This is a genomic window from Shewanella sp. Actino-trap-3 (assembly GCF_002836275.1).
GTDB lineage: Bacteria > Pseudomonadota > Gammaproteobacteria > Enterobacterales > Shewanellaceae > Shewanella > Shewanella psychromarinicola.
Map to the genome: position 1 here is coordinate 4,200,523 of NZ_PJCE01000001.1, position 12,714 is coordinate 4,213,236.

At 42.7% G+C, this 12,714-nt stretch carries 12 protein-coding genes; all 12 read right to left on the reverse strand.

What is annotated here, in order from left to right; genetic code table 11:
• Positions 1-37: 37 nt before the first annotated feature.
• Positions 38-304, reverse strand: a complete 267-nt coding sequence (gene ybeD / locus CXF80_RS18340) for a DUF493 family protein YbeD (RefSeq protein WP_101034339.1) — start codon at positions 302-304, stop codon at positions 38-40.
• Between the two features lie 154 nt (positions 305-458).
• Complete coding sequence (locus CXF80_RS18345; protein WP_101034340.1) at positions 459-1,670, reverse strand: serine hydrolase; 1,212 nt, start codon at positions 1,668-1,670, stop codon at positions 459-461.
• A 153-nt stretch (positions 1,671-1,823) separates the two neighbouring features.
• Positions 1,824-2,636 (reverse strand): septal ring lytic transglycosylase RlpA family protein, encoded by an 813-nt coding sequence (locus CXF80_RS18350; protein WP_101034341.1) that lies wholly within the window; start codon positions 2,634-2,636, stop codon positions 1,824-1,826.
• On the reverse strand, positions 2,626-3,588 hold the full coding sequence (gene mltB, locus CXF80_RS18355; RefSeq protein ID WP_232772235.1) for a lytic murein transglycosylase B: 963 nt from the start codon (positions 3,586-3,588) through the stop codon (positions 2,626-2,628). Before mltB ends, CXF80_RS18350 begins: the two co-directional genes overlap by 11 nt.
• A 65-nt stretch (positions 3,589-3,653) precedes the next feature.
• A complete protein-coding gene (gene rodA, locus CXF80_RS18360; RefSeq protein WP_283107445.1) occupies positions 3,654-4,775 on the reverse strand; it encodes a rod shape-determining protein RodA in 1,122 nt (373 codons plus the stop codon).
• On the reverse strand, positions 4,757-6,613 hold the full coding sequence (gene mrdA, locus CXF80_RS18365; protein WP_101034343.1) for a penicillin-binding protein 2: 1,857 nt from the start codon (positions 6,611-6,613) through the stop codon (positions 4,757-4,759). The genes rodA and mrdA overlap by 19 nt, the downstream gene beginning before the upstream one ends.
• Before the next feature lie 129 nt (positions 6,614-6,742).
• A complete protein-coding gene (rlmH, locus tag CXF80_RS18370; protein ID WP_101034344.1) occupies positions 6,743-7,213 on the reverse strand; it encodes a 23S rRNA (pseudouridine(1915)-N(3))-methyltransferase RlmH in 471 nt (156 codons plus the stop codon).
• Positions 7,213-7,542 (reverse strand): ribosome silencing factor, encoded by a 330-nt coding sequence (gene rsfS, locus CXF80_RS18375; RefSeq protein ID WP_101034345.1) that lies wholly within the window; start codon positions 7,540-7,542, stop codon positions 7,213-7,215. The genes rlmH and rsfS overlap by 1 nt, the downstream gene beginning before the upstream one ends.
• A 161-nt stretch (positions 7,543-7,703) precedes the next feature.
• Positions 7,704-8,339 (reverse strand): nicotinate-nucleotide adenylyltransferase, encoded by a 636-nt coding sequence (gene nadD, locus CXF80_RS18380; RefSeq protein ID WP_101034346.1) that lies wholly within the window; start codon positions 8,337-8,339, stop codon positions 7,704-7,706.
• A 21-nt stretch (positions 8,340-8,360) separates the two neighbouring features.
• The gene (holA, locus tag CXF80_RS18385; RefSeq protein ID WP_101034347.1) at positions 8,361-9,395 is read right to left on the reverse strand and encodes a DNA polymerase III subunit delta; all 1,035 of its coding nucleotides are present in this window, start codon (positions 9,393-9,395) and stop codon (positions 8,361-8,363) included.
• Positions 9,395-9,889: an LPS-assembly lipoprotein LptE gene (locus CXF80_RS18390; RefSeq protein WP_101034348.1), complete on the reverse strand. Its 495-nt coding sequence runs from the start codon at positions 9,887-9,889 to the stop codon at positions 9,395-9,397. The genes holA and CXF80_RS18390 overlap by 1 nt, the downstream gene beginning before the upstream one ends.
• Before the next feature lie 152 nt (positions 9,890-10,041).
• A complete protein-coding gene (gene leuS / locus CXF80_RS18395; RefSeq protein ID WP_101034349.1) occupies positions 10,042-12,633 on the reverse strand; it encodes a leucine--tRNA ligase in 2,592 nt (863 codons plus the stop codon).
• Positions 12,634-12,714: the final 81 nt, after the last annotated feature.

A 12,714-nucleotide genomic window follows, 5' to 3' on the forward strand; every position in this document is an offset into this window, starting at 1 on the left:
ATACTCAAGTATATAGGTAATGATGACTTTTTGGCGTTTACAATACTCTTTTTACGCCTTCAATTGCGGCAAGATCCATATACGCTTTTTCAATATGCGCTTTGCTGGTTACCGTAATCCGAATGGTCACTGAATAGTAACTGCCTTTGCTCGATGCTTTAACGCTTGGAACATAATCATCTGGCGCAAGTTGTTGCGCCACGGCAACAACACGATCGGCTAAGGTATCATCTGCTTCACCAATCACTTTGAAAGGGCACGAATTAGGAAATTCCATTACTTGGTCAAACGTTGTATTTAACATTAGCTTACTCGATTCTGTTTTGGTATTACTTATATGGTGATAATTATACCCGATTCAAGCCTGATAGATCTGAAATATTAAAGCCGCTGATCAGGCGGCTTTAATTAGTTGATTCACTAATAGATTCATTAATAAATAATCTACATCAATTTAATTACTCAAACAGACTGGCGAACATTTGCTTAAAGTAATCCATTAATTTGCTAAACCAGCCGCCTTCTTGGACTTCATTCAATGTCACTAGCGGAAACTGAGCAATGTCTTTTCCATCAAGCTGGAAAAACACACGCCCTACGGTTTCGCCTTTTGCCAGCGGGGCCGTTAATGGTTTGGTTAATTCAAAGTTAGCTTGTAGATCTTTTGCCTGACCACGGCTAATGGTAATCGGAGTATTGGTCATGACACCAAGATCAACCGTTTCTCTATCGCCATACCAAATCTTTTGAGTCACAAAGGTATCGCCAGCTTTGTAAGGTGTGATGGTTTCAAAGAAACGGAAACCATAGTTGAGTAGTTTTTTACTCTCAGCCTTACGTGCAGACTCACTCGCGGTACCCATCACGACTGTGATAAGACGCATGCCTTCGCTGGTGCCTGATGATACTAAGTTGTAGCCAGCACCTGATGTATGGCCCGTCTTAATACCATCTACGTTTAAGCTTTTATCCCATAATAAGCCATTACGGTTATATTGCTTAATTCCGTTATAGGTAAATGATTTTTCAGCATAAACACGATATTCATCAGGCACATCACGGATCAGCGCAGCGCCTAAAATAGCCATATCATAAGCTGTTGTTTTGTGATTTTCAGAATCTAAGCCATGAGAGTTTTCAAAGTAACTGTCTTTCATGCCCAATTGCTTGGACCATGAATTCATTAGATCAACGAATGCACCTTCTGTTCCGGCAATATGCTCTGCCATCGCAACACAGGCATCATTCCCCGATTGAATGATAATACCGCGATTCAAGTCGTGTACTTTGACGGTTTTACCCACTTCAATGAACATTTTTGATGAATCAGGGAAATTCTTTGCCCAAGCATTTTTGCTAATGGTGACATCATCATCTAATGAAATATTACCGACACGGATTTCATGACCAATCACATAACTGGTCATCATCTTGGTAAGACTTGCTGGATTTAAACTTTCGTAGGCATTTTCTTCTGCAATGACTCTGCCAGAATTATAATCCATTAGCACATAAGCTTTGGCTGCAACACTGGGTGCATCAGGTGTCACCATAGGTACGCGATTAGGCGTTGGACGTGCATCTGGTTGTGGCGTTGCTGCGAGTGAAGAAAAACACACAACTGATGCAAAGAGCATAGTTGTTAATTGAGCAGTTTTGGAAGTTATCATGAAGTTAGCACGTCTCTAGTTAGTCGAAGAAAAGACAAAAATCAATTGGTATAATTTTATTGATTATACATTAGTAGGCCATCATTTCGCATTAAGGTTCATTCATCCGATATAAATGAACCTTAATGAGACTCTTATCGCCAGTATTATGGCTTACGGTACGATAAAGCTTTGCGGATAGCCATCAGCTTGCAAACGATCGAGCAACTTATTGGTGAGGTGAATTTGTCGGATCGGACCCAATTGTAATCTGTGAATACCCTTTGTGGAGGATACGCGTGAGGTAACCGCGTATTTGGTTTCTAATTGCTTTGCCAACATATTGATGCGTAATTTATCTTGGGAGGCCACAACTTGAATAAAGTGATTGTCGGCATCGTTTAAATCGCTAATGGCTCGCTCTTCTGGTGAGGGAATGTAAACGGTTTCCAGTGCTACTTTTGTCGTGCCTCTTGCCAGCATACCTAAGTGATAAGCCGCCGCATAAGAAAGATCAATGACTCGACCATGATGAAACGGTCCACGGTCATTTACACGGACGATGATTTGCTTATTGTTTTCTAAATTGGTCACTTTGACATAACTGGGTAAAGGCAAGTTTTTATGTGCTGCTGACATAGTATACATATCATAAGTTTCACCATTTGAGGTTAAATGACCATGAAACTTTGAGCCGTACCATGAGGCATGACCTTGTTCTTTGAATCCCTTTCCACTGTCGAGTACTTGATAGTTTTTGCCTAAAACCGTGTAATCACGATTGCCTTGCCTGCTATAAGGTTCGTATTTAGGTTGGGCATTTTTAACCAAGCTTACGTCTGGTGCGTCGTCTGGATAACGATCATTAGCCATTTGATAGCGGCTTTTTTGTTCTGAAGAGGATTTCTTACCCTCATTTGACGAACAACTTATGAGTAATAAACTGCTTAAAATGATCAATAGAATGAAACGGTAATTAATGGCCATTTTGATTTACCGATAAATGATGAGCGTTAAGTTGTTGGCTAAATTGATATACCGCCATTGCATATAATGGGCTTCTGTTATATCGAGTGATGACATAAAAGTTTTTCAGTCCTAACCAATACTCAGCATTCTCTACTTGGTCTAATTTGACTAACATAGCCGCTTGCGATGCATCAATATCTTGGTTATTAGCCAAGCTTAATGTTGGGCTTAATATATCAGAGACTTTGTAATGCAATTTCTCTTTGGTCCACACTTTAGCTTTTGGGGTCGAGGTTGACGTGTGGTTTAACAATAATGCCACGGGTTGGCCTTGTTGCCATCCATGCTGATGAAAATAATTAGCGACACTGCCAATAGCATCGGCTTTACTGGTTAACAAATCACGTCGACCGTCGCCATCAAAGTCGACCGCGTAATGACGGTAGCTTGATGGAATGAATTGTCCATAGCCCATCGCGCCAGCATATGAGCCTTTTAAGGTGTCATTATCGAGTTTTTCTTCTTTAATTAACGACATTAAGTTGGCGTATTCACTGCGAAAGAACGTGGCGCGTGGTGGGTAATAAAAGCCCAAGGTGTACAACGCGTCTTGGACACGATAATTACCCATGTAGCCACCATAAAAGGTTTCAATACCAATTATGGCGACAATAATTTGTGGGTCGACGTTAAATTTTTCAGCAGCTTGGCTAATCACTGCATGGTTTTCTTGCCAAAAAGCTAAGCCTTTTTCTAGGCGCTTGTCGGTCAAGAAAATAGGATAATACTGGTGCCATGGCTTGGCTTCCCATGGTTTAGTCATGGCATCAATAATGTTTTGGTCGAAGGTGGAAGTGGATAAAAATTGTTCCACCTCAGCCTTGCTAGCACCTTTTTTTACCTGTTCTTTTACAAATGCATTTTGTAATGCTTGGGGATCATTTTCAGTTGCAGCATTGAGATTGAACATGACGCTGCTAAGTAATGCTAGGCTGGCGATTTGAACGGTTATTTTTGTCATAGTTGCGGTTAATCCTATCGGTCGACAAATCGTCTGTGGGTGTGAATGCTCATTAAAATACCAAAGCCTGTCATTAAGGTCAGCATCGAGGTTCCACCATAGCTTATCAGTGGTAAAGGAACACCTACTACGGGTAAAATTCCTGATACCATGCCTATGTTGACAAAAACGTAGACGAAGAATGTTAGGGTGATACTGCCCGCCAATAAGCGTGCAAAGCTGGTCTGTGCTCGTGAAGCGATAACAAGGCCCCTGGCAATCACAAATAAATACATTGCCAATAAGAGTAAACTGCCAATGAGCCCAAACTCTTCTCCTATTACCGCAAAGATAAAGTCAGTGTGGCGCTCTGGTAAAAACTCTAATTGTGATTGAGTCCCATCAAGCCAACCTTTACCCCACAATCCACCAGAACCAATGGCAATTTTGGATTGGATAATATGATAACCCGCGCCGAGAGGATCTTGTTCAGGGTTAAATAAGGTTAATACTCGAGTGCGCTGATAATCGTGCATCAAGAAAAACCACATGATAGGTAAAAAGATTAAAATGGCGGTAATAAATCCGCCAACAATCAACCAGCTCATACCGGATAAAAACAACACAAACACCCCAGAGGCCGCCACTAAAATAGACGTCCCTAAATCAGGTTGTTTAGCGATTAAGAGTGTTGGGATCAGCAAAATAATGACACCACCCGCCAGATAGCGCTTTTTCGGCGGTAGCGGAAACTTACTGATGTACCATGCCATGGTGATCGGGAAGGCCAGTTTTATCAGTTCCGATGGCTGAAACTCCATAAACCCAAGATTCAACCAACGTTGTGCGCCTTTATTAATGGTGCCAAACCAGTCGACTCCCAGTAGCAAGAGTATTCCGGCGATATAAATCGGCAATGCCCAACGTCTGAGTATTTCAGGGTTGATTTGTGCAAAACAAAACATGACCCCCAGTGACAATGTGATACGGACCAGCTGGCGTTCCATCATCGCGGGATCTTCACCGCTGGCTGAATAGATAATAAAGAGACCAACCCCCATTAGTATTAACAGGCCGGTGAGTAATGGCACATCTATGTGTATCTTCTGCCAAAATGATTTTTGATATGGATGATTATTCACGGTTTTGCCGCCCATTCGTCTCGTAAAATATACTCATCGAGCAGTGCTCTTGCGACCGGCCCAGCGTTAGACCCCCCCCAGCCAGCATGTTCAAGTACGACTGCCAAAACAATACGAGGATTTTCATAAGGTGCATAAGCAACAACCAATGCATTGTCGCGCAAGTGTTCGGCGATGGTGTCGGCATTATATTTTTCATCTTTGCCAACACTAAACACCTGTGCGGTACCGGTTTTCATTGCGGCGGTATAGCTCGCATCCGTAAAGCGAGATTTATCGGCAGTTTGGCGCATCGCCTCATTAATAATGTCCCAATTATGCGGATCTTTAAGCTCAATTGGCGGCTGTTCATCAATGGGCGAATCCATTTTAACGGTACTATTTTTAAATGACTTTAATAGATGAGGCGTAAATCGCTTGCCTTTATTTGCCATGATCGTGACGGCATTAGCAAGCTGTAATGGTGTTGTGGTCCAATATCCTTGGCCAATACCGACCGAAATAGTATCACCGTTATACCAAGGTTGATTGTAACGCATTCTTTTCCAGTCTCGAGAGGGCATAACGCCATTTGATTCTTCGAAAATATCAACGCCAGTACTTCTGCCAAAGCCAAAACGGTCCATAAAGATAGCCATTCTATCAATGCCAACCTTATAGACGAGCTCATAAAAGAAAACATCACAGGAGTCGACAATGGCATGGTAGGTATCTACCCAGCCATGACCCCATTTTTTCCAATCCCCCCATTTGCGCTCCACACCTGGCATTTGCCAATAGCCAGGGTCCCAAATTCGAGTGCGTTCGTTAATGATTTTCTCTTCTAAACCGAGTAACGCCACATGCGGCTTGATGGTTGATGCTGGGGAATATTGTCCCTGAGTTGAACGATTAATTAATGGACGTGATTTATCATTTAATAGCCCATTATAAGCTTTAGAGCTAATGCCATGTACAAATGGGTTAGGGTCATATGATGGACTTGAGAACATGGCTAAAATATCGCCATTCCTAGGGTCTATTGCAACAATGGACCCTTTACGACCAGCTAACAACTCCATGGCTTTTTGCTGTAGTTTGAGGTCTAGTGTGAGATAGATATCTTGCCCCGGTGTCGGGGGGGTGACGTTGAGCGTGCGGATCACCCTGCCACGATTATTAACCTCTTCTTCGAGGTGACCTGGCATGCCGTGAAGTAAACTTTCATAAAATTTTTCAATGCCGATCTTACCAATGTCTTTAGTTGCCGCATAGTTTTTCCATTGGTCGCTTTTTTCAAGCTGCGACTTATTTCGGCTATTAATTTTGCCGACATAACCCAACACATGAGTCATTAACTCATTATAGGGATAGTGACGTTTTAAGCCTGCTTCAACATAAATACCGGGGAATTTAAATTGATTAACACTAAATATGGCTACTTGTTCGTCAGTTAATTTGTTTTTGATGGTTAACGGCTTAAAACGACGATGAAACTTTAGGGTTTCAGTGATGTTTTCGCGCTCATCATCTGAGAGTCCAATCAGGCTATTAAGCTCATCTAAGGTTGCCGTGATATCACTGACTTTTTCGGGAATAAGCTCTAAAGAATAGTAAGGTTGATTTTCCGCTAATAGTACGCCATTACGGTCATAAATTAACCCTCGGCTAGGCGGGGTCGGAACCACACGGATACGGTTATCATTTGAACGAGTTTCATAGTCTTTGTAAGAGACAATTTGAAGCTGATAAAGGTTTGAAAATAGTATACAGAGTAGCAATAACACGCAAATGAAAGTAAACAATGCACGGCGTTTAAATAGCGCAGCCTCTGCGGCGTGATCATGCATGGTAATGCGCTTTTTTGGCGACACTTATGCTATCCCCGTCGTTACCAAATGAAAGAATGGATGATAAAAGATCACTGTATCAGCTGATGAATATGAAACAAAGAGTTGCATGATAATCATTATCGATAAGCTTAGTTATTCATGCGACTGAATTTATTCTCTGTGATAGGGATGATTGTTATTGATGCTCCAAGCTCGGTATAGGCTTTCTGCCACAATAACCCTAACCAAAGGATGAGGTAAGGTTAGGGCAGACAAACACCAGCTTTGGTGGGCCACCTCTTTGCAAGCAGGTGAAAGTCCTTCTGGACCACCAATAAGTAAGCTGACATCTCTACCATCTAATTGCCACTTTGTCATTTGATCGGCAAGTTCTGGTGTTATCCAGTTTTTACCGGGTAAATCTAAGCTGACAATGTGGTTACCTTTGGCTACTGCCGCTAGCATTAATTCGCCTTCCTTATGTAAAATTCGGGCGATATCGGCATTTTTTCCGCGCTTCCCCGCAGGGATTTCGATGAGTTCCAAAGCCATATCTCTAGGGAAACGGCGTTGGTATTCTTCGAAGCCTCGGGTTACCCAATCGGGCATTTTGTTACCAACGGCAATAAGCTGTAACTTCATTAGGCGCTGTGTTCAGACCAAAGTTTTTCAAGCTCGTAATAATCACGAGTTTGTTCTTGCATCACGTGCAGAATAACTGAGCCCAAATCAACTAATACCCATTCACTGCTGTCACGTCCTTCAACCCCAAGAGGTTGCACGCCAGCGTCTTTGGCTGACACGATAACGTGCTCACCAATAGATCGAACGTGTGTTTTTGACGTACCAGTACAGATAATCATGGTGTCGGTGATGGTTGACCGTTTAGATACATCTAAAACAGTAATATTTTTTGCTTTTAAATCATCGATTTTGTCGATAACGAAATCTTTTAGTTCGGTGCCTTGCACTCGAAGTACCTCATAAGTAAAAATTAACGGAGTATTATACTCAAATTCATTGTTGATGCGCAATTAAGCGCAGCGAAACAAAGATAGAATTAATTTTGTGCTAGCGGATGATTTAACCGACAGTGCCAGCAGTTGAATCAATAATAGTGCTAATCGCAGTGTTAACGATAGAGTTTATGTTGACGAATATAATCGGTCGTTGTTTGCAGTAATACCGCGCTGATATCAATATCTTCAGCTAACCGCTGGCGTATTTCTGTCGAGGAAATATCGACTAACTGGCTGTTGATGCAAAATATTTTTCCATGTGTAGCATGGGAAGGTGAGTCGAGGTAGTTGGCAGCTGCCTGCCTTAATAATAATTGTTTGGTCATTTCGCTATGAGTGTCCATTGCCCAACCAGGGCGTTGACACAGCGCAATATGGCACAGGGTAAACAATGATTGCCATTGATACCACAGTGGCAATTGAATGAATGAATCCATTCCCATAATGAAAAAGAATTCATCTTTGGGGTGCTGTTGCCTGAGTAATGAGAGCGTTGTGGCACTATAAGACGGTGTATTGCGATTGATTTCGATATCGCATAGCTCAAATTCAGGGTATTGCTGGCAAATTAACTTCACCATTTCAAGCCGATGATGACTACTCACCACGGTGGTATTTTTGAGGGGTGAAATATGATTGGGCATTAACCAAATCTGGTCTAAATTAAGTTGCTGTTTAACATCTAGTGCAGGATTGATATGTCCTAAATGGATGGGGTCGAACGTGCCGCCCAAAATACCGATACGCATTCGCTGTCCTTACCTTTTATCTCAGTCCGTTAATTTAATATGGGCTAAACGATTATGTGCTCGTGGATCGAATAAAATGCATAAATGGCTAAGACCAATCCAATCTTCAAGCCCTTTTTGTTTAAGATTTAATTCTATTGTAGAGGCAAAAGCGAGCATATGTTCGATATGGTCTAAATCCAATCGCGTTATTGCAGCCTGATAGAGCGGTTTTCGCTTATCCCAAATTCGGTGTTGTCCCCACAGTTTACTGAGTTGTTCGCCATTCTGAACCGCCAGTTTTAAGGTGAGCAGTAGATTAATCTCTTTGAATAAAGCCCACATTAAAATGGGCATAGCGGTGCCTTCAGCCTTCAATTGAGCCAACATGTGTTGGGCATTTTTTTGATGATTACCTAAAATGGCATCACAGAGTTGAAACACACTAAAACGAGATTGGTCTTCGAAATATTCACTCAATTGTTCTGGAGTAATATTTTGCTTAGGACTGAGCAGTTGCAACAATTGCATCGCTTGCTCGGCTGCCAGTAAATTACCTTCAAATAAGCTAAACAACATGGCTTTTGCATCATGATGAACCGTGAGAGCATAATGAGCAATACGGCTGTCTAACCAGCGTTCAAACTGTTTACCTTCAGGTGTGGTGCAGGGTAGGTATATGCCTTTGGCATCGAGTGATTTAAACCATTTGCTGTTGGTTTGCTCTGCACTGGCTTTAGGTCCTTGTACAATCAACAACATATCTGGGTTAGGATGTTGTAAAAGCGTTTTAAATGCCGCTGCGCCTTCGATGCCTGGCTTACCGTGTGGCAGGGTTAACTCAATAATCCGTCGGCTAGCAAATAAACTCATTGCTTGCCATTCTTGGATCAAATCGCCCCAATTAAAGCCGGTTTCTTGGCTTAATTGCACGCGTTCTTCAAAACCTTGTTTTTTAGCGGCGTTAAGAATAAGTTGTTTACTGTTTTCGATTAGCCATGGGTCATCACCAAACAGTAAAAAACACTGGGGTAGCTGTTTGAGATGTTGCTTGAGTTGATCAGGATAAACCCGCATTACTCTGCCCCGATTAACGCCAGAGTTTGGATAATATAATCGGCTGCTTGTACGCGCATCTCTTTAACTAACAACTCCATTTCGCGGCTTTTTGCCAATGCGGTACGAGGATCGTCTTGATAGTCGCGGCGGATTTCTGTATCAAATTCTTGTGGTTCTTGTTCAGGTAAGGTGACAGAGTAATGCACTAAGTAGATGAGTTCATATTCTGCGACATTCCCGGTGGGATAAAGTGACAATGTGGCGCGTTCGAGTGAGTCATTGATAAGTCGCAACGTAGGCGTTTTTTCTGCTGCATCAACAAGGCTAATACGGTTGATCCGTAATCTGTCACGAACTAAGCGAGTTAACTCACTGTATTCATCGCTGCTGCTTAAATGCAATTCGGCTAATTCTGCAGGTATAGAATAACTGCGTTGGAGTGTAAAGCCGCAACCTGCACTGGTGAGTATTACCAATGTCATTATTGCCAAGCAAATCTTTTTGGCTAGCATAGTGAGGGTAGGCATCCTTGTTTATTGGTATCGGTTACATAAATAACTTACCGCGGTGTCACCCGCGGTAAGTTATGACACTGACAATACTAGGCGTTATGACTTAGCCCATAGGAGGTTTCTGTCGCCTCATATCAGGGCTGATATTGTCACTAGTTAGCCACAATACTTAATAGTTTACCAGGCACGTAAATTACCTTACGAACCGTTAACCCTTCAGTGTGCTTTTGCACATGTTCATCACTCATGCCTAAGGCTTCAACATCTTCTTTCGATGCATCGGCAGCGACAGTAATTTTTGCACGCACTTTACCGTTAACTTGAACCACAATGAGCTTGCTGTCTTCGACTAATGCTGACTCATCGACTTCTGGCCAACGGCTGTCTTCAATATCACCTTCGTTACCTAACTCATTCCATAACGTAAAGGTCATATGCGGAACGATAGGGTAAAGCAAACGCGTTACAGCAGACAAGGCTTCAGCAAGCAATGCACGGTCTTGAGTGCTTTCTTGCGATGCTTTGAGTAAATGGTTCATTAGCTCCATTACCGAGGCAACCGCAGTGTTAAACATTTGACGACGCGCAATATCATCACTGACTTTGGCGATGGTCTTATGTAATTCACGGCGCAATGCTTTCTGATTAGCATTTAATTTGCTGACATCTAGTGCTTCAGTTTTACCGGCGGCAACATGATCGCTGGCCAATTTCCAGAAACGTTTGATGAAGCGATGTGCGCCTTCAACGCCAGACTCTTGCCATTCTAGGGTTAATTCTGGTGGCGAGGCAAACATCATGAATAAACGGACTGTGTCAGCACCGTATTTTTCGACCATGACTTGTGGGTCAATGCCGTTATTCTTCGACTTAGACATCTTGCTCATGCCGGTATAAACCAGTTCATGACCTTGATTGTCGACAGCTTTGATAATGCGGCCTTTGTCGTCTTTTTCTACCACAGTCACTTCTAAAGGTGATACCCACACTCGGGCACCTTTTTCGTTGTTGTAGTAGTAAGCATCGGCTAAAACCATGCCTTGAGTCAGTAATTGTTTTGCGGGCTCATCACTGTTGACTAAGCCAGCATCACGTAGCAACTTATGGAAGAAGCGGAAATACAATAAATGCATGCAAGCATGCTCGATACCACCAATATATTGATCTACCGGTAACCAGTAGTTAGCTTTGGCTGGATCTAACATTTCATCTGCGTGAGGACTACAGTAACGCGCGTAATACCAAGATGATTCCATAAAGGTATCAAAGGTATCTGTTTCGCGCATTGCAGGCTGACCATTGACTGTGGTTTCTGCCCAAGCTTTATCGGCTTTGATCGGACTTTGAATACCGTCCATCACCACATCTTCAGGCAGAATGACCGGTAGTTGATCTTCTGGCGTAGGGATAACGGTGCCGTCTGCTAAGGTCACCATCGGGATCGGTGCCCCCCAGTAACGTTGACGAGATACACCCCAATCGCGTAAACGGTAGTTGACTTGACGTTTGCCTTTGCCTTCTGCGGTTAATTTAGTATCAATGGCTTCAAAGGCGGCTTTGAAATCTAAACCATCTAGCTCAGGAAAAGCATCACCTGAGTTAAATACCACCCCTTTTTCAATATAGGCTTCTTTGCTGATGTCCAATTCGCCTTCAACAGGCTTGATCACCGCTTCGATAGCGAGCTGGTATTTAAGCGCAAATTCATAATCGCGTTGATCATGAGCGGGAACCGACATTACCGCGCCCGTGCCATAATTCATTAATACAAAGTTAGCCACCCAAATAGGGACTAATTTACCAGAAATAGGGTGAATAGCCTGAAGACCGGTTGCTACGCCTTTTTTCTCCATCGAAGCCATCGCCGCTTCAGTGGTATCAGCATTTTTGCATTCTTCTATAAATGCGGCTAATTGAGGATTATTCAGCGCCGATTGTTCCGCTAATGGATGACCCGCAGCAATAGCAACGTAGGTCACGCCCATTAAGGTATCTGGACGAGTGGTATAGATATCAAAGGTGGCGTCACTGTCAGCTACGGCAAAGGTCATTTCAATCCCTTCGCTGCGGCCAATCCAGTTACGTTGCATGGCTTTAACCTGTTCAGGCCAGCCATCTAACGTGTCGAGATCGTTAAGCAGTTCTTCAGCGTAATCAGTGATTTTAATAAACCACTGAGGAATTTCTTTCTGAATGACTTCAGTATCACAACGCCAACAACAACCGTCTTGCACTTGTTCATTTGCCAGTACGGTTTCATCATTTGGACACCAGTTTACTGATGAGGTTTTTTTATACACTAAGCCTTTTTCAAACAACTGAGTGAAAAACCATTGCTCCCAACGATAGTACTCAGGGGTACACGTAGCGATTTCACGACTCCAATCATAACCAAAACCTAGTAATTTAAGTTGGTTCTTCATATAGTCGATATTTTCGTATGTCCACGGTGCAGGAGAGGTCTTGTTATTGATCGCGGCATTTTCTGCAGGTAGACCAAATGAGTCCCAACCAATAGGTTGCAAAACATTTTTACCTTGCAAACGTTGATATCGTGCTACAACATCGCCTATGGTGTAGTTACGGACGTGGCCCATGTGGAGACGACCTGAAGGATACGGAAACATTGAAAGACAATAGAATTTCTCTTTGCTTTCATCTTCAGTGACTTCAAAGGTTTTATGTTCGTGCCAGTGCTTTTGCACTAAGGCTTCAATTTCTGAGGGATTATATTGTTCTTGCATCAATCTATTTCCGGCCATGCCGCCTATTGTTTGATCTAACGCTCAGCAGCGCGATTTATAACTGCATAGAATAAACCAGAA